22 protein-coding genes are annotated in these 26,697 nt (G+C 64.3%); 7 read left to right on the top strand and 15 right to left on the bottom strand.

Features of this window, described 5'->3' with window-relative positions; translation table 11 throughout:
* Positions 1 to 365: 365 nt before the first annotated feature.
* Entirely contained in the window at positions 366 to 2,504 is a 2,139-nt protein-coding gene (locus QM609_RS18350) for an ATP-dependent DNA helicase UvrD2 (RefSeq protein WP_003942300.1), read from the bottom strand.
* 103 nt (positions 2,505 to 2,607) lie between these two features.
* Here QM609_RS18350 and QM609_RS18345 point away from each other — a divergent pair, with 103 nt between their 5' ends.
* Positions 2,608 to 2,865 carry a mycoredoxin gene (locus tag QM609_RS18345; RefSeq protein ID WP_003942350.1) on the top strand — a complete coding sequence of 86 codons (258 nt, stop codon included), beginning with the start codon at positions 2,608 to 2,610 and terminating at the stop codon, positions 2,863 to 2,865.
* Between the two features lie 14 nt (positions 2,866 to 2,879).
* Here QM609_RS18345 and nudC read toward each other — a convergent pair whose 3' ends face one another.
* Positions 2,880 to 3,779: an NAD(+) diphosphatase gene (nudC, locus tag QM609_RS18340; RefSeq protein ID WP_007731249.1), complete on the bottom strand. Its 900-nt coding sequence runs from the start codon at positions 3,777 to 3,779 to the stop codon at positions 2,880 to 2,882.
* A gap of 38 nt (positions 3,780 to 3,817) precedes the next feature.
* A complete protein-coding gene (locus QM609_RS18335) occupies positions 3,818 to 4,885 on the bottom strand; it encodes a potassium channel family protein (RefSeq protein WP_003942296.1) in 1,068 nt (355 codons plus the stop codon).
* A gap of 156 nt (positions 4,886 to 5,041) precedes the next feature.
* On the opposite strand from QM609_RS18335, the gene QM609_RS18330 reads away from it, so the two are divergent.
* Entirely contained in the window at positions 5,042 to 5,443 is a 402-nt protein-coding gene (locus tag QM609_RS18330; RefSeq protein WP_003942341.1) for a DoxX family protein, read from the top strand.
* On the opposite strand, the gene QM609_RS18325 is transcribed toward QM609_RS18330, so the two are convergent.
* Complete coding sequence (locus tag QM609_RS18325) at positions 5,440 to 8,832, bottom strand: ATP-dependent helicase (protein WP_047271670.1); 3,393 nt, start codon at positions 8,830 to 8,832, stop codon at positions 5,440 to 5,442. The genes QM609_RS18330 and QM609_RS18325 overlap by 4 nt on opposite strands.
* Complete coding sequence (locus tag QM609_RS18320; protein ID WP_050654904.1) at positions 8,833 to 12,195, bottom strand: ATP-dependent helicase; 3,363 nt, start codon at positions 12,193 to 12,195, stop codon at positions 8,833 to 8,835.
* Between the two features lie 52 nt (positions 12,196 to 12,247).
* Here QM609_RS18320 and QM609_RS18315 point away from each other — a divergent pair, with 52 nt between their 5' ends.
* From QM609_RS18315 to QM609_RS18305, 3 genes are read left to right on the top strand one after another with little or no spacing between them, the layout of a single operon-like run.
* Entirely contained in the window at positions 12,248 to 13,036 is a 789-nt protein-coding gene (locus QM609_RS18315; RefSeq protein ID WP_007731246.1) for an alpha/beta hydrolase, read from the top strand.
* A gap of 10 nt (positions 13,037 to 13,046) precedes the next feature.
* Positions 13,047 to 13,343: an MGMT family protein gene (locus tag QM609_RS18310; RefSeq protein WP_003942322.1), complete on the top strand. Its 297-nt coding sequence runs from the start codon at positions 13,047 to 13,049 to the stop codon at positions 13,341 to 13,343.
* Positions 13,344 to 13,393: 50 nt separating this feature from the next.
* The gene (locus QM609_RS18305; protein ID WP_050654920.1) at positions 13,394 to 15,139 is read left to right on the top strand and encodes an NTP transferase domain-containing protein; all 1,746 of its coding nucleotides are present in this window, start codon (positions 13,394 to 13,396) and stop codon (positions 15,137 to 15,139) included.
* 5 nt (positions 15,140 to 15,144) lie between these two features.
* Here QM609_RS18305 and QM609_RS18300 read toward each other — a convergent pair whose 3' ends face one another.
* Together QM609_RS18300 and QM609_RS18295 are read right to left on the bottom strand one after the other, a co-directional pair.
* Positions 15,145 to 15,489 (bottom strand): hypothetical protein, encoded by a 345-nt coding sequence (locus QM609_RS18300; protein WP_003942308.1) that lies wholly within the window; start codon positions 15,487 to 15,489, stop codon positions 15,145 to 15,147.
* A complete protein-coding gene (locus QM609_RS18295) occupies positions 15,486 to 16,064 on the bottom strand; it encodes a hypothetical protein (RefSeq protein WP_050654903.1) in 579 nt (192 codons plus the stop codon). Before QM609_RS18295 ends, QM609_RS18300 begins: the two co-directional genes overlap by 4 nt.
* Positions 16,065 to 16,153: 89 nt before the next feature.
* On the opposite strand from QM609_RS18295, the gene QM609_RS18290 reads away from it, so the two are divergent.
* On the top strand, positions 16,154 to 16,921 hold the full coding sequence (locus tag QM609_RS18290) for an 8-oxoguanine DNA glycosylase OGG fold protein (protein WP_003942311.1): 768 nt from the start codon (positions 16,154 to 16,156) through the stop codon (positions 16,919 to 16,921).
* Between the two features lie 51 nt (positions 16,922 to 16,972).
* On the opposite strand, the gene QM609_RS18285 is transcribed toward QM609_RS18290, so the two are convergent.
* The 7 genes from QM609_RS18285 to QM609_RS18255 form a co-directional block, all read right to left on the bottom strand.
* The gene (locus QM609_RS18285) at positions 16,973 to 17,620 is read right to left on the bottom strand and encodes a maleylpyruvate isomerase family mycothiol-dependent enzyme (protein ID WP_007731241.1); all 648 of its coding nucleotides are present in this window, start codon (positions 17,618 to 17,620) and stop codon (positions 16,973 to 16,975) included.
* Positions 17,565 to 18,314: a sirohydrochlorin chelatase gene (locus tag QM609_RS18280; RefSeq protein ID WP_037130090.1), complete on the bottom strand. Its 750-nt coding sequence runs from the start codon at positions 18,312 to 18,314 to the stop codon at positions 17,565 to 17,567. The genes QM609_RS18285 and QM609_RS18280 overlap by 56 nt, the downstream gene beginning before the upstream one ends.
* Positions 18,301 to 19,461: a uroporphyrinogen-III synthase gene (locus tag QM609_RS18275; RefSeq protein WP_003942336.1), complete on the bottom strand. Its 1,161-nt coding sequence runs from the start codon at positions 19,459 to 19,461 to the stop codon at positions 18,301 to 18,303. Before QM609_RS18275 ends, QM609_RS18280 begins: the two co-directional genes overlap by 14 nt.
* Entirely contained in the window at positions 19,458 to 19,871 is a 414-nt protein-coding gene (nirD, locus tag QM609_RS18270; protein ID WP_003942316.1) for a nitrite reductase small subunit NirD, read from the bottom strand. Before nirD ends, QM609_RS18275 begins: the two co-directional genes overlap by 4 nt.
* A gap of 90 nt (positions 19,872 to 19,961) precedes the next feature.
* Complete coding sequence (gene nirB / locus QM609_RS18265; protein ID WP_050654902.1) at positions 19,962 to 22,463, bottom strand: nitrite reductase large subunit NirB; 2,502 nt, start codon at positions 22,461 to 22,463, stop codon at positions 19,962 to 19,964.
* Positions 22,464 to 22,512: 49 nt separating this feature from the next.
* A complete protein-coding gene (locus tag QM609_RS18260; protein WP_085989607.1) occupies positions 22,513 to 23,913 on the bottom strand; it encodes an MFS transporter in 1,401 nt (466 codons plus the stop codon).
* Between the two features lie 113 nt (positions 23,914 to 24,026).
* Positions 24,027 to 25,289, bottom strand: coding sequence for an MFS transporter (locus QM609_RS18255; RefSeq protein ID WP_019747810.1), 1,263 nt, complete (start codon positions 25,287 to 25,289; stop codon positions 24,027 to 24,029).
* Between the two features lie 93 nt (positions 25,290 to 25,382).
* Here QM609_RS18255 and QM609_RS18250 point away from each other — a divergent pair, with 93 nt between their 5' ends.
* Positions 25,383 to 26,063 carry a FadR/GntR family transcriptional regulator gene (locus QM609_RS18250; protein ID WP_003942319.1) on the top strand — a complete coding sequence of 227 codons (681 nt, stop codon included), beginning with the start codon at positions 25,383 to 25,385 and terminating at the stop codon, positions 26,061 to 26,063.
* On the opposite strand, the gene QM609_RS18245 is transcribed toward QM609_RS18250, so the two are convergent.
* The coding region (locus tag QM609_RS18245) for a TIGR02569 family protein (protein ID WP_283337334.1) at positions 26,060 to 26,697 on the bottom strand (638 nt) is incomplete at its 5' end. The genes QM609_RS18250 and QM609_RS18245 overlap by 4 nt on opposite strands.

Below are 26,697 nucleotides of genomic sequence, written 5' to 3'. Positions count from 1 at the left end.
TGCGGGTCCGTGGCCGTAAGTGAACGGATGTGTCCTACCGAGAAATACCTCGATGGCTTAAGAACACGGACTCGACAGCTGCTTTCTTTGCTGCTGCTTGAGGGCGCAGGCGGAGCGCATGCTGCGCCCATCCCGCTGCACGCGGCAGCATGGGGGCGGCAACAGCGAACTTTGCGCTTGCGCACGCTTCGTAAGAGATCAAGTTCGTCATTTTCTTGCCACCTCCATTTCGTGTCGGTCCGGATAGTTTCTGCGCACAGGTTGCCCCGTAACACTGAAAACCAGAGTAGAGAATCTGCCGAATCTGCACAACCTATTTTTGACCTGCGGTTATGTAACTCACCGTTGTCGATTCGGATGTGTTGTCAGATATCGAGTGTTGCCGCTCGCAGTTCACCGCGAATGACAGCTAGTACGTCTTCCCCGAAGTTGTCGAGTTTCTTCGGCCCGATTCCAGGGATCGAAACCAGTCCACGATTATCTTGTGGTCGTTGTTCGGCAATAGCCATCAGTGTGTTGTCACTGAAGACGACATAGGCCGGAACTTTGAGTTCTCTGGACTTGTCCAGACGCCAGGCCTTGAGGTGCTCGAGCAATTCCAGGTCGACATTGGACGGGCATTTTTCGCAGCGCCCGAGCATGGTCGCCGACGTCCCGATCAACGGTTTGCCGCATACGCGGCAGCGCGGACGCTTCTTGTTTCCCGACGACGGCGCGGCGACGCGCGAGGCCGGCGAGTCCTCCGGGATTAGTCCGTTGAGAAATCTCGACCGGCGACGGGACTTGCGTCCACCCTCATTGCGGGCCAATGCCCACGACAGCTGCAGATGCTCGCGAGCGCGAGTAACCCCCACGTAGAGAAGCCGACGCTCCTCCTCCACCGCGACGTCGTCGGCGCCAGAATTGGCGTCGCCGAGAACGTGTTGGATAGGCAGGGTGCCGTCGTTGAGGCCGACCAGGAACACCGCATCCCATTCGAGCCCCTTGGCCGCGTGGAGGGAGGCCAGCGTCACACCTTGCACGGTCGGTGGGTGCCGCGCCTCGGCTCGGGCCGTGAGCTCCTGTAGAAGCCCGGTGAGCGTCAGTTCAGGTTCGTGGACAAGTTGTTCTTCGGTGAGCGCCACGAGAGCCGAGAGCGACGCCCAGCGCTCGCGTGCCTGAGTACCCGAAGGCTCTTCGTTGGTCAGGCCGAGCGGCGCGAGCACAGCGCGGACGAGTGAGACCAGCGCTTCGCCGTTGTCTGCACCTTCGGGGAGGTCGTCGCGTCCAGCTGCCTGACGCAGCGCTGCCACCGCCTGACGTACCTCGGTGCGAGTGAAGAAGCCCTCTCCACCGCGCACCTGGAACGGAATGCCCAGCTTCGTCAGGGCCTGCTCGTGCGCCTCCGACTGAGCATTGATCCGGTACAGAACAGCGATCTCGGCCGCAGGGGTGCCTGCCGCGATCAGCCGTTTGATCGCCCGCGCAACGCCGAGTGCTTCGGCCGGCTCGTCGTCGAACTCCATGAACTCCGGCTCAGGCCCCGGAGCGCGCTGCCCGATCAGCTGCAGACGCGTCCCGGCGATCCGCCCGCGCGCGGCACCGATCACGCGGTTCGCCAACGACACGACCTCAGGGGTGGAGCGGTAATCCCGTTCGAGCCGAACGACGGTCGCTTCGGGGAATTTCCGGGAGAAGTCCAACAGATAGTTGGGGGTGGCTCCGGTGAAGGAGTAGATGGTCTGATTCGCATCGCCCACCACGGTCAGATCGTCTCGGTCGCCCAGCCAGGCGTCGAGCACACGCTGCTGCAGTGGGGTGACGTCCTGATACTCGTCCACGACGAAGCAGCGATACCGCTCGCGGAACTCGTCGGCGACTGTCGAATGCTCTTCGAGAGCTGCCGCCGTGTGCAGTAGGAGATCGTCGAAATCAAGCAGCATGCCGTCCTGGCCGCGTGCTTTCAGCTCTTCGTATGCGGCATACACCTGGGCCACCTTGGTGGCATCGACCGGTGCCTCACGGCGAATCTTGGCGATCGCGCGTGGGTAATCCTCCGGCGCGATCAGCGACGCCTTCGACCACTCGATTTCACTGGCGAGGTCGCGGACGCTTTCCGTGCTGGTGGACAATCCCACCCGGGCTGCGGCACTGCTGACAACCGCGAACTTTCGGTCCAGCAGACGCCACGGCGTGTCGCCGACAACCTGCGGCCAGAAGTACTTCAGTTGACGGAGAGCAGCAGCGTGAAAAGTTCGAGCCTGCACCTGCGGCCCACTCCCGCCGACGCCCAGCTCACGGAGACGTCCACGCATTTCCCCGGCCGCACGAGCGGTGAACGTCACGGCAAGCACCTGACCGGCCGACACGTGACCGTCGGCAACCAGATGAGCGATCCGGCGCGTGATGGTGCGGGTTTTGCCTGTTCCAGCGCCCGCGAGGACACATACCGGGCCGCGTGGCGCGAGCACGGCGGCCGATTGTTCTGGATCCAGTCCGGTGTCCGCAGGCATGGGGACCATCATGGCAGGACGTTCCGACACTCCATTCGCCGCGCCCGACGGTATGTGGGCAAGAGAACACGGGCCGATACGGAACAACGCTCTCGGTCGTGGTGTTATATCCGCCGTGACTTCTACCGAAAATGCGCCTGCCCTGACCATCTACTCGACCACGTGGTGCGGCTACTGCCGTCGCCTCAAGACGCAGCTCAACGCGTCGGGGATCGAGTACACCGAGATCGACATCGAGAACGATCCGGCAGCAGCCGATTTCGTCGGCAGCGTCAACGGTGGCAATCACGTCGTTCCGACCGTGAAGTACGGCGACGGCAGCGTTGCGACCAACCCGTCGCTCAACCAGGTCAAGCAGGCTCTGGGTCTGTAGACCTTCTCCGGCTGCTACTTGACCCAGCTCTCGAGCATTCCGCGAGCGATGGAGATCGACCCGGGCAGCAGCAGTGGCGCGTCCGCTTCCGAACCCCAGTCGCCGAGTTCGAGAGCGGCGCGCACCTCGTCTTTCGTGAACCAGGTGCCCTCGGCGATCTCGCCGTCCGCGAACAGCAGCGGAGCGGCGGGGTCGCCGATTGCGGCGAAGCCCAACATCACCGAGCGAGGGAACGGCCAGGGCTGGCTCCCGAGGTATCGAACGCTGTGCACGTCGATACCGACTTCTTCCTTGATCTCGCGGACAACACACGTTTCGAGTGACTCCCCGGCCTCGACGAATCCCGCGAGAATCGAGAAACGGCGCTGCGGCCAGGTCGGCTGACGCGCGAGTAGAACTCGATCGCCGCCGTCGTGCACCAGGCAGATGACCGCCGGATCCGTTCGGGGAAACTCCTCGTGGCCGGTGGACGTGGAAATGCGTGACCAGCCGGACATCGTGGGTTCACTCGGTGCGCCGTCGATAGCGCTGAATCCGGCACTGTCGTGCCAGTTGAGAATCGCGACCGCACCGGTCAACAAACCGGCGTCCGCGTCGTCGAGTGTTCCGCCGAGCATCCGCAATTCAGACAAAGTGCCCGCCAGCAGCGACACCCGCACCGCCCAGACGTGGCGATTCTCCCGAATTCCCAGGAACACCGCGCCGCGCACCGGTTCGGGCCCCAACTCGGTTGCCTCGGCGAAGACCAATTGACCTTCCGGCGACACCTTGACCTGACCCCGTGAATTCACACGGAGGAGCAGTGCGTCCGCCCAACCCGTCGTCAGTGCAGCGGCGTCAGACCGCAATTCCTCGGCGCGGCCGACGCTCGAGCGTGAGAGCAGAGGTGTTTCGGTCAGCTGGAAGTCGTTCACGCTCACGACATTACTGCGCGCACGAAGCTCGGTAACACTCAGTTCGTGACGCGGCGAATGTAGAGCAGTCGATCGTTCTCCTCGACGGCGTCCACCTCGGGCGAACCGACGCGAACCAGACGGCCGTCGCGAACGACCCCGAGCACGATGTCGGAGAGATGACGCGGAGAGCCGCCGACCTCGTCGCGCTCGACGGCACGCTCGGCAATCGCGAATCCGGCCTCCGGAGTCAGCAGGTCTTCGATCATCTCCACGACGGTCGGCGTCGTGGTCGCGATGCCGAGGAGTCGACCCGCCGTCTCCGAGGACACGACGACGGAGTCTGCGCCGGACTGACGCAGAAGATGCGCGTTGTCGGCTTCACGGATGGCTGCGGCGATCTTGGCTTTCGGCGCGATTTCGCGGGCTGTCAGCGTCACGAGCACTGCGGTGTCGTCACGGTTGGTTGCCACGATGATCGACGACGCATTCTGCGCACCTGCCAACCGAAGTACGTCCGATTTCGTCGCCGAACCGAATACCGTCACCAGGCCTTTGCTCGCCGCCGAATCGAGGACGGTCTGATCGGTGTCCACGACCACGATCTCCGACGCCGGTACACCGTCACCGAGCATTGCTTCGATTGCCGTCCGCCCCTTGGTCCCGTATCCGACGACGACGGTGTGATTACGCACGTGCTGCCTCCAACGCTGAATTTTGAACGCCTGACGCGAACTCTCGGTCAGAGCTGAAAGTGTGGTTCCGACCAACACGATCAAGAAGAAGATCCGAAGTGGCGTGATCAACAGGACGTTGACCAGGCGCGCCGACGGCGTGAACGGAGTGATATCGCCGTAGCCGGTGGTCGAGAGCGAAACCGTCGCATAGTAAATGCAGTCGAGCAGCGACAGCTCGTTGTCCTGTGCGTCCCGGTATCCCGCGCGATCGATGTACACGATCAACACGGCGGCGCCGAGAGCACCCAACGCGATGAGAACTCGCTTGTAGATGGCCCGCGCCGGACTTGTCTGTAGCTGGGGAATGCGCAGCACCCCGACAAGGGCGAAGTCAGGCTGATCGGTCAATGCTTCCGACCTGGTCAAACGCGCCCGGAGCTTACCGGCCATACATCGACTCTCTCACTCGAACTTACGAAATACCTACACGGACATCGGCAGGCAGCGTAACCCTCGAAGATCGACTTCGGAACTCGGGCGCCGAATAGCGCGCGGGTCGTGGCGCCGGTAGTGGCAAGAAGGTCCACCGTGAGGCAGGCTGGGCAAATGCCTTTCACCGGTTCGACGTCCACTCCCAGCCAAGCGGCCGCTCTTCGTTTGTCGGCCCTCCTTCTCGGCGCCGGCACCATGCATTTCGTGGCGCCTTCCTTCTTCGACAGCACCGTTCCCCGCCAGCTTCCCGGACAGGCCCGCACCTACACCCAGGTGTCCGGCGTCGCGGAACTGGCGATCGGCGCTGCCTTGGCCGTGCCGAAGACCCGCAAGCTCGGCGCGGGCCTTGCCGCCGCGCTCTTTGTCGCCGTGTTCCCCGCCAACATCCAGATGGCGATCGACTGGTGCCGAAGCCCGAAGACGTCCACACCGCAGAAGATCGGTTCGATCGCACGTCTTCCCCTGCAGGTTCCGCTGGTGACCGAAGCACTCAAGGCTCGTCGAAACGCAAGCTAATCTTGCGCGCCTGCCGTTCGGATGAGGCGAGCGAGAGCCTCACCGTCCGGCAGGTTCTCGGGTGCGATGGTGCGACCCGATCGAACGTAGTGAAACGCCGCCCGCACCTTGTCGGCCGGAAACTGTTCGTTGCGCCCCGCCGAACGGGCTCTGGCCGACATCAATTCGGCCCAGGCCACCCGATACGCGGCCAACTGCATCACAACAGCGTCCTCGTTGGCGGCCGACGGTTCGGCACCGGTCTTCCAGTCGATCACCGTCCATCCGCCGTCGGGATCGGCGAACACAGCGTCGATCCGACCGCGTAAAACCGTTCCGGCAATGGATGTTTCGAAAGGAACTTCCACTTCGATCGGGCTGCGATTGGCCCACGGGGACCGCAGGAACGCATCCTGAAGTTTCACCAGATCGGTCTCGGGACCCGCGCCGGTATCCGCGGCGCCGGGTAGTTCGTCGAGATCCAACAGTCGGGTCGCACCGAACCTTCGCTCGATCCAGGCGTGAAAAGCCGTGCCGCGCCGCGCGAGCGGGTTAGGTGGGTACGGCAGTGGTCTACGCAGCCGTGCCGCGAGTTCATCCGGATCTGCCTTGAGGTCGACGAGCTGAGTCACCGAAAGCTGCGCCGGGAGAATCACTTCGGCACGCGCGTTTGCCCGGGCTTCGCGCTCGGCCAGTAGAACGTCGACGTCCGAGGCCCAGTTCTCCGGATCGTCCTCCGGTTCTTCCGTCTCTTCGCTGTCTTGCGGCAGCGATGCAAGTGCGGACAGGACGCTCGCGGCTCCGGCCTCGACCGCGCCGCGACGCGCACCCAGCGGGTCGGGCGGCCACTGCGCAGTACGGGGTGTGGAGGCCAACGGGTTCTCGGTGTCGGGTTCCGGTGCAGGCGCCCATTCCTCCACGACGCCGATCGCACCGCGTGAGTCTTCTTCACCGGCATCGTTTTCGGCCGTGACCATCTGATGCAGCTCGTCCAGGAACTCCGAAGGCCCCTTCGGTTCCGAACCGGACTCCGCCCAGTGATGCGCCGAGATGAACAGCGCCCGTTCGGTTCTGGTCAGCGCGACGTAGAACAGTCGCCGGTCCTCGTCCAGTCGACGGTTGGACAAGGCCTTCTTGTGCGCCGTGATCGCGTTCTCGAGGTCCTTGCGGTTGTAGAGCTCCTCGAGGTCGAGCACCGGAACTCCGTCGGCCGAATCAGCGTCGACCGCCCGGTCACCACGCAAGGACGGTGGCAGTTCGGCGAGCGCCCCGAGCCACGATCCGGACGCGGTGGACGAGGGGAACACCCCGTCGCTGACATGCGGGATCGCCACTACTTCCCATTCGAGCCCCTTCGCCGAGTGCACGGTCAAGATCTGCACGCGATCCGGCGCCACCTCCACTTCGCCCGGAGTGAGGCCCTTTTCGATCTGTTCGGCGGCCGCGAAGAATGCGAGCATCCCGGGCAGATTGGCTGTTGGACGCGTCGCGTAATTGGCGACGACGTCGGCAAATGCGTCGAGATGCTCGCGGCCCGCGGTCCCGACGACACCGACTCGGGTTCGCGCGCCTGCCTCGATTCCGATACCGAGCACCCGCTCGACCTCCGCCACCAGTTCGGTGAGCGGCTGGCCGATACGTTCGCGCAACGACGCCAACTCTGCCGCTATCGCGTTGATGCGTGTGTACCCGAGAGCTGAATAACGTTCTGCCGGGCCTGGATCGGAGATCGAATCGACCAATCCTGCTTGCTCGGCGTTCTCCCCCGGCAGCGCGTCCTGAACTGCCGAGGTGAGCGCCTCGGCGTCCGTGACCGCACCCGCTGTTCCGTATCCGGCGGAGATGGCAAGTTCGCGGGAGCGTTGCGAGAGTGCGGCGAGGTCCTTCGCGCCGATCTGCCATCTCGCTCCGGTGAGCAGCCGAACGGCGGCGCTGCCCGCCAGCGGATCGGCGACCACTCGGAGCATGGCGATCACGTCCGCCACCTCGGGTGTGTGCAGGAGCCCACCGAGTCCGACCACTTCGACGGGCAGACCTTTGGACCGCAAAGCCTCGGCCAGCGGGGCAGCATCGGCGTTGCGGCGGATCAACACCGCTGCCGTGGGCGTCGGGCGGTCTTCGGCACGTGCCGCCTCATATTCTTCGGCGATCTTCTCCGCAACCCACTGACGTTCCTGTTCGACGTCTCCGAGCAGCGCCAGTCGAACGTCTCCGGCGACGGCTCCCGGCCGCGCACGAAGTGTGCTGACGGCCACACCGCGTCGGCGCAACGGTGCCGACGACAGGTTTGCCAGTTCGAGAGCCTCCGGCGGGTTACGCCAACTGGTGAGCAGTTCGAGCGTCGGAGCCGGCTTTCCGTTGGCAAGCGGGAAGTCGGTTGCAAACCGTGGCAGGTTGGCCGCCGACGCGCCTCGCCAACCGTAGATCGACTGCATCGGATCGCCGACGGCTGTCAGCGCCAACCGGCCGTCGGCTCCCCCGCCGAACAACGAGGACAACAACACTCGCTGAGCGTGACCGGTGTCCTGGTACTCGTCGAGCAGAACTACCCGAAAGCGCTCACGCTCGGTTTGCCCGACCTCGGGATGTTCGGAGGCGACACGGGCCGACAGCGACATCTGGCTGCCGAAATCCAATGCGCCTTCACGCCGCAGCGTCTCACCCAGCCGGGCAACGAGGGGCAGTAGCTCGATGCGTTTGTGTTGCACATCAAGGTAATTCAACAGCTCTTTGCTCGGCCCACCCCGCTGTTTCGGACCGGCGGGCAGAGTGTGAATCAGCTTGTCCAACTCGGTGTGAGCCTCGAGCAACTGCTCGGGGTCGACCAGGTGCTCCGCCAACTGACCGGCAAGGGCCAGAACGGTTTCGGTGATGGACCCCGGATTCTTGTCGGTGTCCAGATCACTGTCCCAGCCGCTCACGACGCGGTGCGCAACCTGCCACAGTTCGGTCTCGGACAACAGCGTCGCCGAGGGTTCGATCGGCAACAGCAGTCCGTGCTCGGACAGCAACCGTCCCGCGTAAGCATGGTAGGTACTGACTTCGGGTTCCCCGGCCAGAATCCGGGAACGCACTCCGCCGGTCGGGTCGAGTGCCCGCAGAACGTCCGAACCCGCCAGTCGCGCCAAGCGCTTGCGGATTCGCGACGTGAGCTGTTGTGCCGCTTTGCGCGTGAAGGTCAATCCGAGAACGGCCTCGGGATCGACGAAGCCGTTGGCCACCAGCCACACGACGCGAGCAGCCATCGTCTCGGTCTTACCGGCACCGGCACCGGCGACGACCAATGTCGGACCGAGCGGTGCGGCGATGACAGCCGCCTGTTCCGGCGTCGGCGGGTGTTGACCGAGCGCGACCGCCAGGTCGACAGGATCGATCTTCGGTCGGCGTGCCTTCTGCGTCGCGGCAGCCACTTAGTTACTCACCTGTCGTCCCTCGTCGTGTGCCGGGCAACTCGAGCGCACCGGGCAATGTCTACATCCGTCGTTGACCCTGGCCAGATACTGCGGCCCTTGGGTCGCTGCCGCTGCGTTGTGGATGACGTCTCGCCACATCTCGACGGCTTCGGCCGTCAGCGGCGGCTGAACTCGCTGCGCCGCACCGTCTTTCTTGTTGGACTTGGCCACGAATACCAGGCGTGCACCGCCGGGTTGTGTGGCCGGTTCGCCGGCAATCGCACCTTCGGCCGCTGCGACCTGGTACGCCGCCAACTGCGCGTGAGATTGCGCGGCCTCGTTGCTGACAGGGTTTCGCGCAGTCTTGACGTCGACAACCACCGGACGGCCTTCGGTGTCGCGCTCGAGCCGGTCGATCCGGCCACGAAGCTTGACCGCAGGCGCTCCCTCCTCACGTGGTTCGAGGACCCCCTCGACCGCGACCTCGACGCCGACTTCGGTCAGTTCGCCGCGAGTTGCGTTCATCCAGGCGGTGAACGTCGCCAGCATCTCCCGAGTTCGATTGAGTTCGCGGCGCGAGTACCACTGCGATCCCAGATCGATGGATTCCCAGGCATTTTCGAGTGCCTTCTCGACTTGATCCGGTGGAATCCGGCCGGCCAATGCCTGCACCAAGGTATGGACCAGCGTACCGGCGATCGCATGAGTGTTGTCTCCGTCGCTGCCGCCATGACGCTCGAACACCCATCGGAGAGGGCATGTTTCGAGAAGCTCGATGGTGGACGGCGATAGTGAAACCGGTCCGTCCTCGGGCTGCCACATGGGAGCAGCGGTACTCGGCTCGGCTGTGCCGTACCACTGATCCGGGTGCGCGCCGCGTACCCCGGCAGCAGCCAGACGTGCCAACTGGCGAGCGGCCCGGGAATGCTTCTCGGGGTCGAAATGCGCGATGTCGGGATCACACACGACGCTGCGAAGCTGTGCGACCAGTGCAGGCAGCGACAGAACCCGGGTATCCCCGGTCTCGGGTGCAACGACGTCGAGATCGGAGGACGGATCGTCCGAGTACGCGTCACCACGGATCAATTCGTCCACGAACCGCGAAGGCACCAAGTCGGTGTCCCCCGAAGCCGATTCGACTGCGGTGATCAGCAGACGGCGACGAGCACGGCTACAGGCAACCAGGAACAACCTGCGTTCTTCGGCCAGAAGCGGTGCGGTTCGCGAGAGTCGTTCGGCAGCCGAGTCACTACCGTCGGAGACTCCGTTGACCAGGTCGATCAGCGCTTCGGTACGCAGTAGCGATCCGCGTGCCCGCAAACTCGGCCAGAGCCCCTCCTGCACACCCGCCACCGCCACGACCGCCCATTCGCGACCCGCCGCGGCGTGAGCGCTGACCACGGTGACGGCGTCGGGAGTGATGACCGATCGGCTCCGCGAGTCGGTCGGTATCTCCTGGCTGGTCAAGTAGTCGACGAAACCGGCGAGTTGCGAACGCGGCAACCGGTCGACGTAGTTGGCGGCCGCGTCGAAAAGTGCGACGACTGCGTCGAGGTCTCGATCGGCCTGTGAGCCGATCGGTCCGCCGCGCGCCGACGCAGCCGCCCAGCGTCGTTCCAGCCCCGTCGCCTGCCATGCTGCCCACAGAACTTCTTCGACCCCGAGACCTCGCTCGAGAGGCACTCGGGCCTTGCGAAGGACCGACAGCACGCGATTGAGTGCCGCAGCTTCGACGTCTGTCAACTTGCCCATGAGGCGCTTGGACTGCGCACGATCCTCGTCGATCAGAATGAGCCGCAACAACTCCGAGGAGTCCCGATCACTTCCCGATGCCAACTCGACCCGGCGCAGGCCACGACGCAACCGGCGCAGGGTGACCGGCTCGGCGCCGCCGATGGGACCGGCCATCAGGGCAAGCGCGTCGTCGCCGGTGAACTGATCGCCGCCGAGCGCCCGAAGGACCAGCAGCAGGCCGGACACTCCGTGTTGCCTGGCCAGCGGCAATTCGGTGGCAGCGGTCGTGACGGGTACCCCGGCCGCGAGCAGGGCTCGCCGGAGAGGGGCGAGAGTGCGCGGGACCGACCGAACGATGACGGCCATGTCGGACCAAGCAATCCCGTCCAGCAGATGCGCCCGGCGCAAGGTATCTGCGACGACTGCCGCTTCTTTGGCCGTCGTACCGAGAACCCGCACCGACGCCCGCCCCGGGTCCTCATCGGTGAGATCGGATGGAACCGCGATGCGATGAGCGAGGTTGCCGGGCAGCCGCGCAGCGATCTTCGCCGCGATCGACGCGACGTCGGCGTTGTTGCGAAACGTGGTGGGCAGGACGATCTGGCGCTCGTCTCCGCGCTCGGCGAGTCCGAGTAGGAACGCCGAATCCGCACCGCGGAACCCGAAGACCGACTGATCGGGATCACCGGCGATGACCGTGCCCGCAGTTGCGGTTCCGATCAGCCGAACCAGCTGCGCCGCCTGCGGATCCAGATGTTGTGCGTCGTCGACGAGTAGGTGCCGGATCCGAGCGCGCTCGGAGCGAAGCAATTCGGGATCGGTGGCGAACGCGGTCAATGCCGCGCCGATCAACTCGGCCGCGTCGAGTGCCGGCGCCGTCGCCTCCGGAGCCTCGACACCGACACTGCCGCGTAGCAGCACGCCTTGCTCGTAGGCCTCGGCGAACCGCCCGGCCGCCACCCACTCCGGACGTCCACGCTTCTTGCCGAGCTTGACCAGATCTTCGGGACCGAGTCCGCGCTCGTTCGCTCGCAACATCAGATCTCGAAGTTCGACGGCAAAGCCGTTCAAACCCAATGCGGGTCGCAGGCGCTCCGGCCACCGGAGCGCACCGTCTTCGATGTCGCCGCGCAACATCTCTCGGAGCACCGAGTCCTGCTCGGCGCCGGTGATCAGGCGTGGCGGCGCGTTGCCGTGCGCTGCGGCTTGAAGCCGGAGTACGGCAAAGGCGTACGAGTGAACGGTGCGGACCAACGGCTCACGAGTTGCCTGCGGTCCGCGTTCTTGTTCGTACCCGAGCAACCCGGCCGTGATCTGCTCGCGGACCTGCGTCGCTGCCCGGCGCGACTGGGTGAGCACCAGGACCGATTCAGGATCTTCGCCACCGGAGATCTTCTGCACTGCCAGATCCACGAGAAGGGACGTCTTGCCCGTTCCGGGGCTGCCGAGTACCTGCCAGGGACTCCAGGCGGCCCCCGAGCCGAATGAAACAGGGCCGAACGCGAGTTGGAAAGGATCCTCGGACGGCGGCGCGAACAGCCGGGCCGTCCCTTCGTCCCATGTTCGGGGTATCGGAGACGGCGCAGTTCGGTGCACCAACCGCGCCCGCGGGATGGTGACCTTGCTGCGTGTTGCCGTCTCACTCACCCAGGCATTCCACCAGAGCGCACCGACAACTCACACATCGCCTGCTTCCGGCATGATTGACCTCGTGTCTGCACTCCATACGTATCTCTACGGACCCGTCGGGGCACCGGAGATCCTTTCGCTGCACGGTCTGACCGGTCACGGCCGACGTTGGCAGTCGATGGCCGAGAACCAACTGCCCGAAGCGCGCTGGATCTCGCCGGATCTACGCGGTCACGGGCGTTCCACCTGGGCTCCTCCGTGGAACATCGAATCCCACGTGGCGAGCCTGCTGGAGACGCTCGACGAACATGCCACCGGACCGGTGGTGATCGTCGCGCATTCTTTCGGCGGAATGCTGGCGCTGCACCTCGCGGCCACCGCACCGGAACGCATTCGTGGGCTCGTCCTGCTCGACCCGGCGATCGGGTTGGATCCGACTTTCATGCAGGAAGTGGCCGAACTCACAATCGGCTCACCGGATTACACCGATGCGGCAGAGGCCTACTCCGAGAAGATTCACGGCTCGTGGGGTGAGGTTCCCACCCAGGACCTCGACGTCGAGATGGCTGAACACCTGATCGAACTGGGCAACGGACGCGTCAACTGGCGCCTGTCCACGCCCGCGATCGTGACCGGGTGGGGCGAACTCGCTCGCCCGATCGTGCTGCCCCCGTCGTCGATGCCAACCGTGCTGGTTCAGGCGATGAAGGTCCAACCGCCGTACGTCACCGACGAGTTCCGGGCAGCGCTCACCGAGCACCTCGGTGAAAATCTGACCGGTGTCGAATTCGACTGTGACCACATGGTCCCGCACGTGCGGGCCGACGAAGTCGCCGCCCTCGTTCGCAGCATGCTCTGAAGGAACCGACATGGCAGCCACCACCGAAGAGCAGATCGAAGAGGTACGGCGCCTCATCGCGTCGATTCCGGCCGGTTTCGTGGCGACGTACGGCGATATCGCTGATGCTGCAGGACTTTCCAGTGCTCGCACGGTCGGTTGGATCATGCGAACGGACTCTGCCGACCTGCCGTGGCATCGGGTTCTCGGCGCCTCCGGCAAACCGTCGGCGCACCTGGCTCATCGTCAGATCGCCAAGCTCGAACTCGAAGGCGTGCCGATCAAGGACGGTCGGATCGACCTGAAGAAAGCTCGGTATCACTTCTGATTCACGTGTCACCGGTCGTCGTGACGCGGGCGATGGGGCAGCATGGAGGTATGACCGTCACGCCGCCGACAGCCGCCCTCATTCTGGCGGGTGGTCGCGGGACCCGAATGGGTGGTGTCGACAAACCCGGCCTGCTCGTTCACGGCCGCAGGCTCCTCGACATCGCGCTTTCAGCGACGGCGCATCTGGACGCCGTCGTCGTGGTCGGTCCACATCGCCCTGAACTTGATCCTGGCATCACTCAAACTCAGGAAACTCCGGCCGGAGCCGGCCCTGTCGAGGCGATCTGGGCCGGATTGTCTGCGACCCGGTTACCCGACGACGCCGTGGTGGTGGTCCTGGCGTCCGATCTGCCGCACATCGAGGCCGTATCAGTCGACGCTTTGATAGCTGCCACGTCGACGGACAGTCCGGTGACGTGTGCCGTGGACGAGAACAACCGAACCCAATTCCTGCTCTCCGCGTGGACATTTCGCGAGCTCCGGCAACGCCTGTCCACATTGCGGGAGAGTTCGGGGTTGGAGAATCAACCTATGAAAGCGATTGTCACCGAACCGTTCTCGACGCTGCGTGTCACTGGTACCACTGACTGCGACACACCGGCGGACATCGACCGCGCGCGAAACCATCCGCGCCTGACGATCGAGCAAGCCCGCGCCGCCGTCAGGAACTCACTGACAGCATTGTCACCACACCGGGCCGCCCTCGCCGACAGTCTCGGAGCAACGCTCGCGCAGCCTCTCGTCGCCCTGGGTGATCTTCCTCGATCCGATGTCTCGGCGATGGACGGGTACGCCGTCTCCGGCGAGGGTCCCTGGCGAATCCGCACCGAGATCCGTATCGCGGGCGCCGACGGGCAACTCGAACTCGGTGAAGGCGAAGCGATTCGCATTGCCACGGGAGCACACCTGCCCCTCGGCGCCACCTCGGTGATTCGTGACGAGTATCTGTCCGTCGACGAGCCATCTCGGATGGTACGGAGACTGCCGGATGCGCCGCACCGCAACGACGCTCGACCACGAGGGGAAGATTGGACCACCGGATTCACGATCGCCCCGACTGGTACCGCGGTGACTCCGGCGGTGGTCTCCGCAGCTGCCAGCGGTGAAGTGTTCGACGCCCTCGTCCGTGGTCCGGTACGGGCACGCGTGACAGTCACCGGCGACGAGATCCGGCGGACCGGTCCACTGCGTGAAGGTCAGACCCGCGACTCCGTCGGTGGGATTCTCCCCTACCTACTGGAAAGCAACGGCGTACGGTGCGTGGCGGATTCGCACCTGAGGGACACGGCCGACAGTTTCGAGCGTGTACTGGCGGATGCGACTGAACAGGACCTGCTTGTTGTCATTGGTGCCACGGGCGGCGGCGCTGCCGACGAAATGCGCAGTGCGCTCGATCGACTCGGCGCTCGCACGATTGTCGGGCGAGTCGCCTCGCGCCCGGGCGGATCTCAAATAACGGCTGTCCTGCCCAGTGGTCGGGTGGTTCTCGGCCTCCCCGGCAACCCGTACGCCGCAGTGACCACCCTGTTGACGATGCTGCCCACCGTCGTGGCCGCCTTGACGGGAAGCGACACCCCACCGCCACTGCTCGGCATCATCGAGAACGCCGCTGCGGTGACTTCCGATGCGGTACGCCTACTGCCGGTCACACAATCCGCCGACGGTCGCTGGCGCGCCGAACCGTCTGTACGTACCGCACACCTGGCGGGGTTGATCGGGCGCTCCGCGTTTGCACTCGTTCCGCCACACGCGGAAGACGATGCCGTCGCCGAAGTGGTTGTCCTCCCACGCTGATCGGGTCAGTCGTTTGGGCGCCTACGCCGGTTGACCCCGACCACGCCGACCACTGTCGCAAGCACCAGCGAATACACGCCCCACAGCACCAAGAACGGCAGCAACCAGCCGGCATCAACGGTCTGACCGCGCGGTCCGACGCAGTACAGCGTGAAATTGGTGGACGTACCGTCGCCGTCGGAAAAGGTATCCGAGACGACCATCGCGCTCGATGTGGGAGCTTCACAGAAAATCGGCGCCAAATGAGCGACCTGTCCTGGCCAGATCACCGAAGACAGTAGTGCAGCAAAGATTCCCACGACCACGATCACCACTACGGAGATCAGCAACGGAGCGATACGGCGGCTCACAGCGGGTGCACCAGGAAGGGAGTTCCGTCAGGCTCGAAGACCACCAGCGCCCGCGAGCGTGGAGATTCCACCATCACGGATGCGCGAATCGCCTCGGTGCGACTGACCGAGATCCCGGTGACTTCGCCGTCGTCGACACCGCTGGTCTCCAGCGCGTCGTCGACCAACTTCTCGAGGTTCGTCAATGCCGGCACTTGATCCAGCGTGAACGATCGTGCATCGAGATCGTCGGTGACACTGACTTGCACGGGGCTCGGCTCGCCGAGAATGACTCCGTCGAAAGAGAATCTGTCGAGCTGGGTCGGCTTCCCGGGGTCTCGAACGGTGACTCCGAGCGTCTCGATCGGGCTGATGTCGATGCTGGTCACCGATACCGCGTCGACGCCGTATCTATGTGCGAGGCTGTCGAACCCGCCTCGCACCAACTCCGACGTCATCCCACCGCCACGTTCGCGCATCTGATTGTCGAAATCCATCCGATCGACGGCACCGATACATCCGCTCAGACTCGTGGCCGCCAAAGCGATGGCTACCGTCCACAGCGCCGACCGCACCTGCGAGGACGCGAATTTCATGAGCGGAGCGTACCGCGAGTGTCCGGTTCCATCCCGGTGGACTGCGCGTCGCACGAATTACTGTCGGCGACTCGTGGGATCATCGCGCCATGAATCGTGTCGACGAAGGATTCGAACCGCCGGACGCATTGGTCGAGTGGTGCCGCTCCCGCACCTTTCCACTGCACGTCCTCGACGACGAAGCCACCGTCGACCTGGATTGGTGGAACGCACACCTGAAGGACGCCGGCCACACCATCAGCCTGCGCGGGCGTGATCTCGACGGCAAAGTGATCACCGAAGGTCGAGCCATCGTTCAACGCAACGACCTTCGCCCGTCGAGCGATCTCGTTGTCGCCCAGCACGACGGCCTCGGACTACTGTTTCTCTGCGCGGCCTGGCAGGGCTCGCACGAGAGCCGACGTTTCACACGGCGGTTCCCCAACGTCTTCAATCCCCATCACCGCGAGGACGAGGATCCGCTGACCCAGATCACAGCCATTCTCGATCACTGCTCGAAAAACAAGTCGATGCCCGTCGTCCGGCGCGACACCTGGTCCGGGTGGCCACTCACCCCCGGTGTCGGGGTATCGCTGATGGCCGCTTTCATGTGGGCAGTGGGCGTACAGGACGAAGGCCGACGCGCTCAGATGATCGACCAGTACGGAGTCTCGACGCTCATCCACGAGGGCTGGCTCGAGGATCCTTCCGTCACCGGCTTCACGACGCGTCGCTACCGCCGGTACTGCGAACTTCTCGACAGCTGGGCCTATGCCGCCGGCACCCAACCCGAGATCGTCGAGATGTGGTTGGTGAAAAGGTGGAGTGCGCGGTTGGCCCAAGCACGCAACGACGTGAGCGCCCCCACCCTGTTCTAACTCTCAGAACGGCTGCATCTCAGAACGGCTGTATCTCAGAACGGCTGCATCTCAGAACGGCCAGGCAGGGAGAGTCGGCAGCCCCACCCTCGTCGGCCTCCCGACCAACCAGGCCAAGGTCTCCGCGTCGGACAGCGACGGCACTCGTACACCCGGGACCGCCGTCTCGAGTGCGCCCAACTGACTGGCGAGAGTGAATTCCACGAACTCGGCAGGCCAGTCGTGGCAGGTGTAACCGATGTCGAGGTCCATCAGGTGAATCTCGATCTCGTTCCAGCGCAGGATCGGTAGATCGAATGCCGTCACAGGTTTGCGCCACGGCACCGGTGTGTCCAGTCGATCTGTCGGGATCTCGCACAACGCGTCGACCAGCCTCGTTCCCGAGAAGCGGTAGTCGAGGGCCAACAATTCAGCCGGGCGATCTGCGCCCTCTTCGATTGCAGCATTGCGCGCATCCGGCCCCCCTGGATACATCTCCCCCGATTCGCCGCCCTGCACGCCGGCAACAAATCTGCCCAGCGCGTCGGCGTTGCGCGACATGTGCGTCACGACGTGTCCCCGACTCCACCCGGGGAGCCCGGAGGGCTCCCGCGCCTGCTCTTCGGTCAGTGCACCGATGAGAGCCTGTGCCTTGACGTCGGATTCACGAACTGCTGCGACCAGGTCGGCATACGTCGGCGTTACGGAGTGAGACGTCATGCAGCGATACTAGTTCCCTTCGCGCACTCTCATACCGATTCACGACAAGGTCCACCACTCCCGGATCGACGCCGAGCGGTTCGGTCACACCATCGGCTCCTGCGGCGTGCAACCTTTCGTGGAACAGCCCGTGCGCGAGGAGGTACGAGGCGACAAAAACTCGCTTCGCGCCGCGAACGCGTGCTGCTGCAACAACATCGGCTACCTTCGGCTCCCCGGTCGCGATGTACCCGATGTCGACACGAGTCCCCGCCGCTTCGGCAAGCATCAGCGCAGCACGCTCGACGTCTCGCAGCGCCCGCGCATCGGACGACCCGGCGGCAGCAAGCACTGTCGCGTCACCCGGATTCCACCCCGCTTCGGTCAAGCGCCGAAGCAGCACGCGTGCAAGCGCCGGATCGGGTCCGAGTGCGGGCGTCACACTCACAGCCGAGTGCTCACTGATCGCCACTTCGCGTCGAACATCGGTGTGAACGTGGTAGCCGGACGCCAGGAACGCCGGTACGAGAATCGCTCGCCCCGGAGTGTCCCGGAGGACTTCCGAAGGTGACGGACCGAGCACATCGACAAAGGCAACGCGCGTGCGTCCAACGCGCGTGCCGACGGCGTCGGCCAGTGCGGCAACCATTTCCACGCCACGTGCACTACGCGTGCCATGAGCTACCAGGACGAGGACATCGTCATCGCGTTGCATAGTCACCTGGATTCTGTACGTAGTCGCCGGGGTCGAGGGCAAGTCGATAGCCCCGCTTGACCACCGTCTGAACGGCTTTGGGCGCGCCGAGGCACGCGCGCAATCGGGCGACGGCGGTCTCGACGGCATGGGTGTCGCCGCCGCCGCCGGGAAGAGAAGCCAGCAGTTCGTCGCGGGAGACGACTCGACCGGGGCTGGCACCGAGAGTGCGGATCAACGACATCGCAGCCGGCGGCAATTGCTTCACTTCACCGTCCACGACTACGCAACCGCCGCGAATGCTGATTTCGTGTTCGCCGGCTTGAATCTTGTTGGCTCGCTGCGGGAGTTCGTCGACGATGTGTCTCGCGAGCGCGCCCAGACGTGCCCGCGCCGGGGCTGTGGTCGGTACATTCAACGCTTCGAGCGGCGCCGAGGTGACCGGGCCGACGCACATGGCCGCCACCGGACCCCGCATCGCGTCGAGAATGTCTCCGAGATCCCCGGTCTTGTCGGCGCGCATCAACATCGAGGCTACGGCCGGTGCACTGGTGAAACTGACGGCGTCGATTCCGGCTGACGCTATGGCGTCGATCATCCGGTCGAGCAGCGTCGGATCCTCCGGCGGTTCCCATCGATAGACGGGCACCGCGATGACCTCGGCGCCGGCCTCGCGCAACACCTGACAGAAGTCGGGAATCGGCTCCCACTCGGTGGTCGCACCATGCAGTTGTACAGCGATCCGCTTTCCCGAGACACCTTCTGCCAGAAGATGTTCGAGCACCTCGGCGGAAGACTCGGATGCCGGTGACCATTCCTCACGAAGGTCGGCCGCGCGGATTGCTCCCTTGGCCTTCGGTCCTCGCGCGAGCAGACGAGCCGAGCCCAACGCGGATCCGAGATTTTCCGCCTCACCCCACCCGTCGGCTGCTTCCAGCCAACCCCGGAATCCGATCCCGGTGGTGGCGACGACCACCTCGGGAGGATCCGAGATGATCTGCTGTGTCACCCTTTCGAGCTCACGGTCGTCGGCCAACGGAATGATTCGAATCGCCGGAGCGTGAACGACATCCGCTCCCCGACGAGTCAGCAAGGTCGCGAACTCCTCGGCGCGGCGCGAAGCAGTGATACCTACCGTGAATCCAGCCAACGGCATGTCGTCACTCACGAGACTGCATCGGCGACAGTCGAGCGAACACCCTGCATCTGCAAGCTGTGTACCTGAACGACTCCAGCCCACACGCGAACGCCGTACACCGGCAGCGCAACCGACGAGTCGTCCAGCGCCCGGCCGTCGACCAGCGAGAACGCCTGCTTGAGCAGTGGCGAGACCACGATCGGCTCACCGTCCCGGTCGCCGACGAGTCCGCGAGACATCACCGCGGCGCGGCCGTACGGATCGAAGTTGCTGACAGCCCGGAGTGTGCCGTCCTCGAGTAGGAACAGCGCCACCTGCTCGCCGCCGCGAAGAAGCACGGCAACTCCGCGTCCAGGGATCAGATGGCTCAGCGGGCAGGCCGACGTCCATTCGAGTCGATCCGAATCCAGCTTGGCGATCTGCGCATCGATGACACTCATCGAAGTCCTCCTGTCGATCCGGCGACAACGTCGCGCGGGTTCTTGTCTACGTTTCTACGGATCCCGTGTTTCCCACGGGTTACGCGACTATTACCGGCGCGTGGGGATGCTCGGCATGCCCATCAGGACCGGAACCTTGCGCACTCCGGTCTCGTCGAACACAACCGTCGGGTCGGCTTCTTCCGGTGCGTTGACGAACGAGACGAACCTCGACAATTTCTCCGGATCACCCAGCACACCGGCCCATTCGTCCTGGTAACCCTCGACGTGCTTGGCCATCAGTGCCTCGAGTTCCTCGCCGATACCCAGGCTGTCTTCACAAATCACGGCCTTGAGGTGATCGAGTCCGCCTTCGAGTGATTCGACCCACGGCGCCGTGCGCTGGAGGCGATCGGCAGTACGGATGTAGAACATGAGGTAGCGGTCGATGTACTTGACCAAGGTCGCGTCGTCGAGGCCTCCGGCAAGCAACTGAGCGTGTTTGGGCGACTGTCCGCCGTTACCGCCCACATACAGATTCCAACCGTTCTCCGTCGCGATGACGCCGACGTCCTTGCCTCGCGCTTCGGCACATTCACGGGCGCAACCCGAGACGCCGAACTTGATCTTGTGCGGCGAACGCAGACCGCGGTAGCGATTCTCGAGGTCGACGGCCATACCCACCGAATCCTGGACACCGTAGCGGCACCAACTCGAACCGACGCAACTCTTGACCGTCCGGAGGGACTTGCCGTACGCCTGACCCGATTCCATCCCGGCGTCGACGAGGCGCTTCCAGATCGCGGGCAACTGTTCGACGCGGGCACCGAACAAGTCGATGCGCTGACCGCCGGTCACCTTCGTGTACAAGCCGAAGTCTCGCGCCACTTCTCCGATGACGATGAGTTGCTCACCCGTGACCTCGCCGCCAGGCATCCGAGGTACCACGGAGTACGTACCGTTCTTCTGGATGTTCGCGAGGAAGTGATCGTTGGTGTCCTGCAACGACGCCTGCTGGCGGTGCAGGATGTGATCGGAGTCCGTCGATGCCAGAATCGAAGCGACTACGGGCTTGCAGATGTCGCAACCGGCGCCCTTGCCGTACTTGGCGATCAGCGCCGAGAAGGTTCTGGTCTGCGTCGACTGGACGATCTGGAACAACTCGGCCCGCGACTGCGCGAAATGTTCGCACAGTGCCTTCGACATCACGACGCCGGAATCGGCCAGCAGCTGCTTCACGGTGGGAAGGCAACCGCCACAAGTGGTTCCGGCGCTGGTGCACGCCTTCACCGAAGCGATGTCGCATGCGCCGGCTGCGATTGCACCGCAGATGGCTCCCTTCGTCACGGCGTTGCACGAGCACACCTCGGCGTCGTCGGGCAGCGAGCCTGCACCCGGCTTCTCCCCCGCAGGCGAGATCAATGTCGCCGGGTCACCGGGTAGTTCGCGACCGACCAGCGGGCGCAGCGACGCGTAGGCCGATGCGTCACCGACAAGAATGCCGCCGAGCAGGATCTTCGCGTCGTCGGAGACCACGAGCTTTGCGTACGTCCCCTTGGACGCGTCGCTGAGGACGACTTCGAGGGCGCCCGGTGAGGTCGCCATCGCGTCACCGAAACTGGCGACGTCGACGCCCATGAGCTTGAGCTTGGTGGACATGTCCGCGCCCGGGAAATCCGCGGCGCCGCCGAGCAGACGATCGGCCACGATCTCGGCCGTCGTGTAACCGGGAGCGACCAGACCGTAGCAACGGCCTTCCACCGCAGCACATTCGCCGACGGCATAGATGTTCTCGTCCGACGTCACGCAGCCGAGGTCGGTCAGAATGCCACCGCGCTCCCCCACTGCGATGCCGGCGTCGCGGGCCAGCTGATCACGCGGACGTACTCCGGCGGAGAAGACGAGCAGCGACGCGTCGATGGTGGAGCCGTCGGAGAGTTCGACCACGATTCCATTGTCGGCCTGCGAAATTCCCGCCGTCCCGACACCGGTGTGGACAGTGAGCCCGAGTTCGGTGACGAGGCGAGCGAGCAGTGCGCCACCACCCTCGTCGACCTGCATCGGCATCAATCGCGCATTGTGTTCGACGACGTGTGCCGTCATTCCCATGAGCGAGAGAGCATTTGCGGCCTCGAGTCCAAGCAAACCTCCGCCCACCACGACGCCGACAGCGCCAGGACCAGCCTTCTCGGCGGCGGCCCGGATACCGTCGAGGTCGTCGAGGGTGCGGTAGACAAAACATCCGTCGCCCTCGTGCCCCGGCACGGGTGGCACGAACGGATACGAACCGGTCGCCATCACCAGAGCGTCGTAGGAGATCGTCTCGCCGGTTGTCGTCGTGACCGTGCGTGCATCTTTGTCGATCGAGAGCGCGCCTTCCCCCACACGGAGGTCGACCAGGCTGTCGCCGTCGTAATCGTTGCCGGCCAGTGCCAATTCCTTGGGGTCCCACGCTCCGACGTACGAGGACAGCCCGACTCGGTCGTACGCTGCGTACTGCTCGTCGCAGAGTACGGTCACCGACCAGTTGTTCGCTTCGTCGCGCGAACGCAGTGCCTCGACGAATCGGTGTCCGACCATTCCGTGTCCGATGACAACAACCGACTTGCTCATGACGCCTACTTCCTGAGGTACGAGATAGTTCTGAGATTCTGCGGACCGCTCACGCCGTGACTGCGACCTTCGCCTCGTCGACGTCTGTGGTCAGCGTCGACGGCTTGCGCAGGAAGACGAACCAGGTGACTGCGATGCAGGCGATGTAGAAGGCCAGGAACACCCAGAAGGCCATGGTCGCCGACTTCGCGGGGCTGCTGTACGACGCGCGCAGCACCAGGTTGATGCCGACGCCGCCCAAACCGCCTACCGCACCGGCAAATCCGATGAGAGCGCCGGAGATACTGCGCGACCACGTTGCCTTCTCGCTTCGATCCATGTGGTCGAAGCTCTGGGCCTTCGCCTCGAAGATCGCCGGGATCATCTTGTAGACGGATCCGTTTCCGATGCCCGAGAGCAGGAACAGGGCGATGAAGCCGAGAACGAATGTCACCATGATTCCGGCGCTGGCGACGCCCGCGGTGTTGTCGTCCATCGTTCCGGCCGTCACGAGTATCGATGCCGCGAATGCCATGGCGACAAACGTCCACATGGTGATCTTGCCGCCGCCGATGCGGTCGGCCAGTTTGCCACCGAGCGGCCGGGCGATCGAACCGAGGAGTGGTCCGATGAAGGCGATCTGTGCTGCATGCAGCGCCGCCGCGGCCGGAGTGGCACCGCCGGCGAGGAAGTTGATCTGCAGAACCTGACCGAAGGCGAAGCTGAATCCGATGAAGGAACCGAACGTACCGATGTACAGGAAGCTGATCACCCACGACTCGGAGAACTTGAGTGCCTTGGCCATGGAGCGCAGGTCCGACTTCTGGTTGCCCAGGTTGTCCATGAACAGCGCGGCACCGACGGCGGCGGCCGCAATGAACACGAGATAGACGGCGCAGACGATCCACGGAGCGCGGTTACCGACGGTGGCGATCACCAGCAGACCGATCAGCTGAATCATCGGCACACCGATGTTGCCGCCGCCGGCATTGAGACCGAGCGCCCACCCCTTGAGGCGTTGCGGGTAGAAGGCATTGATGTTGGTCATCGACGACGCGAAGTTGCCGCCGCCGATACCTGCAGTGGCCGCTACCAACATGAACGTGGTGTACGACGCACCCGGGTTCATCATCAGGTAGAGCGTGAGAAGTGTTGGCACGAAGAGGAACAGCGCACTCATGACGGTCCAGTTACGACCGCCGAACCGTGCGGTGGCAACCGTGTAGGGAATGCGGAGGACCGACCCGACAAGTGTGGGCACTGCGACGAGGAAGAACTTTCCGGCCGCGTCGATGCCGTAGATATCCGTCGGCATGAACAACACCATCACGGACCAGATCGACCAGATCGAGAAGCCGACGTGTTCGGCTACCACTGACCAGATCAGGTTCCGCTTCGCGATGTCCTTGCCGCCGGATTCCCAGGCGTCGACGTCCTCTGCATCCCAATGCTCGATGTAATGACTCACCAGGGCCTCCTGAATATGTTGGAGACCCAAAGGTAGAAAATGGTTATTGCGCCGGTGCTGCGTGCGATGACCGCGAAGTCAATTGATCCTCACCCGGTAACAAGACCGGGTGTGAGCTAGTTTTTCGCAGGTGCGTGCCAGGAATCCTCGAGCATCCGAGGCTTGCATGCCTGGTAGGCGCCCAGGAGCACCACGATCACAGCGACGACGAGCAGGCCGAACGGCGCAGCGTATCCACCGGACACGTCGTGGAAAACGCCGAACAGGAGCGGACCGAGGCAGGCAACGGAGTAGCCGATGCCCTGGGTGAAGCCGGACAGTGCCGAGGAACCGATGTGCGAACGAGTACGCAGGTTGATCAGTGTGAGCGACATCGGGAACGTGCTCGGACCGAGGCCCAGGACGACAACCCACACGACCGGCGCCGCCATCGGGGCAAAGTACAGCCCGCCCATGCCGACCAGGTAGCAGACGGCACACGCGATCACGACAGGGAAGGGATTGGCCATGCGGGCGCACAGCGTCGGTGCACCGAAAGCTGCGACGAGCCCGATCACCGAGAACATTCCGACCATCGTTCCGCCGAAGGCGTCACTGGCTCCGGCGTCACGAAGGATCGAGGGAATCCACGTGAACATCGAATACGTGATCAGTGAGGTCATGCCGAACATGCCGGCCATCCCCCAGGCCACGGGAGAACGCCAGACCTGACCGCGTGGCTGTTCTGCCACTGCCGCAACCGAATCCGATGCATTCTCGACGGACCCGGCTTCGTTCGCGCGAGCCTTGCGCGAGCGAGCGAGGGTGATCAACCACGGCACTGCTGCGGCGAAGCCGAAGGCGGACCACCAGCCGATCGAGAACCGCCACCCGAAGGCGTCGGCGACCGGGACTGCGACGAACGCCGGAACGATGGTGCCGATCTGCACGGCCACGATGTAGACCGAACTCATGGTGGCGAGGCGATCCGAGAAGTACCGCTTGACCAACGGCGGGATCACGACATTGCCGATTCCCATGCCTGCCAGTGCCAGAGCCGAGAGGGCCAGCAACGACCATGTCTGAGACATCATGGCGCGCAACAACATTCCGACGCCGGCCATGAGCATCGCGACGAGGGCCGTTCGCTCGAGCCCGATACGTTTCGCGATGGCGGGAGTGATGAGACCGAAGATGGCGAACATTGCGGTCGGAACCATGCCGAAGACACCGACGATCGAGGCGGAGAAGCCGATCTCGTCGCGAATCTCGGCCGCCAAAGGCGAGAACGAGGTCACCGCAAGTCGAAGTACGAGCGCAGACATCGCAATCGCAGCGAAGACGAGCACACGGCCTTGTATCAACGAGCGGGTTTCGGTTCTCTCCAGTTGAGCAGTCACCGGCAAATCATAGGATGACCGGATGAACTCGCACAAGCGCGGTAATCTAACGTCACATTCACACCACTTACCCGGACCCGAGGAAACAACCACGTGCAACCCGTTCGACGCGCAAGTCTCATCTCGCAGGTCACCGAACAACTCCGCAACGAGATCCGGAGCGGAACCTGGCCGATCGGTTCCAAAATCCCCACCGAACCGGAACTGTCGGAGCTGACCGGGACCGGTCGCAATACCGTGCGCGAGGCGGTCCAGGCGCTCGTACACGCCGGAATGCTGGAACGTCGTCAGGGATCGGGCACCTACGTCGTTGCTGTCTCCGACCTCGGTGGCACTCTCGGCAACTACTTTGCCGGTGCCCACCAGCGGGATGTACTCGAACTTCGGCGCGCACTCGACATCACTGCAGCCACCCTCGCCGCCGCACGGCGAACCGAAGACGACATCGCCGAACTGACGCGGCTACTCGAGCTTCGCACCGCGTCATGGGAGGGTCAGGACGTCGACGCTGCCACCACCGCGGACGTCGCCCTGCACCGAGCAATCGTCGCGGCCAGCCACAACGAGGTCTACCTGGAGTTCTACGACTCCCTGCTCCCGGTCATCGAGACCACGATCCAACAGCACATCGATGCAACCGGCGAAGGATTCCACTCGCAGCACGCGAACCTCGTCAACGCTGTCGTCGACGGGAACACCGTGGCCGCCTCGAACGCCGCACGCGAGCTGTTCGAGGGCCTGGTCTCGGACTTCGGTACCGGCGCCCCGATCTAGAGCAGCAAGCGCACGATGTCGGACGTACGGGCCAACCCCGGGAACGCGTCCGCCGTCGAGCGAGGATGCAGAACATGAACCGCCAAGCGGAACATCACCGCACGTAGAAGCATCTGCGGCCACTCGGGGAGATCTTCCCACCGGCCGACCAGTGCCTCGTCGGCACCGCCCCACGAGATCGCGTCGACCACAGCGACGGCGGCGGCCCACGCAGCCGGCCGCCAATACGGCGTGATGTCGGTGATTCCGGGCGCCATACTGCCCGAGAACAGCACTGTCCCGAACAGATCGCCGTGCACGAGCTGGTCCGGGCTCTGCACCGGCTTACGCAAAGTAGCGAGCCCGGCGATCAGTTCCAGACTCTTGCGACCGTCAGGAGTGGGCGTCTCGAGTTGCTCGACGCCCTTCGCGATCCTCAGCGGAACCGTTTCCCATGCCGCGCGATCAGCGGCGACGAATACGTCGACCTCGGCCCACGGCGGCACGGGCGGTTGCGCAAGGAAGCGCGGGCGCTCGAGCGAGGCCGTCGCCGCATGCAGTCGGCAGGACATCGAGACCACTTCGTCGTGACGTGGTTCCGGCGATCCGACGATGAAGGTGTCGGCACGCCAGCCCGAGACGACGTAACGACCGT

Source organism: Rhodococcus sp. IEGM 1302, from assembly GCF_030056935.1.
Taxonomy (GTDB): Bacteria; Actinomycetota; Actinomycetes; order Mycobacteriales; family Mycobacteriaceae; genus Rhodococcus_F; species Rhodococcus_F qingshengii.
This window is presented reverse-complemented; position numbering and strand designations above follow the sequence as displayed.

Coding starts and splice junctions, on each gene's coding strand:
- QM609_RS18350 (WP_003942300.1), bottom strand. CDS start 2,504: ATGATGGTCCCCATGCCTGCGGACACCGGACTGGATCCAGAACAATCG.
- QM609_RS18335 (WP_003942296.1), bottom strand. CDS start 4,885: ATGGCCGGTAAGCTCCGGGCGCGTTTGACCAGGTCGGAAGCATTGACC.
- QM609_RS18330 (WP_003942341.1), top strand. CDS start 5,042: ATGCCTTTCACCGGTTCGACGTCCACTCCCAGCCAAGCGGCCGCTCTT.
- QM609_RS18315 (WP_007731246.1), top strand. CDS start 12,248: ATGATTGACCTCGTGTCTGCACTCCATACGTATCTCTACGGACCCGTC.
- QM609_RS18310 (WP_003942322.1), top strand. CDS start 13,047: ATGGCAGCCACCACCGAAGAGCAGATCGAAGAGGTACGGCGCCTCATC.
- QM609_RS18305 (WP_050654920.1), top strand. CDS start 13,394: ATGACCGTCACGCCGCCGACAGCCGCCCTCATTCTGGCGGGTGGTCGC.
- QM609_RS18295 (WP_050654903.1), bottom strand. CDS start 16,064: ATGAAATTCGCGTCCTCGCAGGTGCGGTCGGCGCTGTGGACGGTAGCC.
- QM609_RS18290 (WP_003942311.1), top strand. CDS start 16,154: ATGAATCGTGTCGACGAAGGATTCGAACCGCCGGACGCATTGGTCGAG.
- QM609_RS18285 (WP_007731241.1), bottom strand. CDS start 17,620: ATGACGTCTCACTCCGTAACGCCGACGTATGCCGACCTGGTCGCAGCA.
- QM609_RS18280 (WP_037130090.1), bottom strand. CDS start 18,314: ATGCAACGCGATGACGATGTCCTCGTCCTGGTAGCTCATGGCACGCGT.
- nirD (WP_003942316.1), bottom strand. CDS start 19,871: ATGAGTGTCATCGATGCGCAGATCGCCAAGCTGGATTCGGATCGACTC.
- nirB (WP_050654902.1), bottom strand. CDS start 22,463: ATGAGCAAGTCGGTTGTTGTCATCGGACACGGAATGGTCGGACACCGA.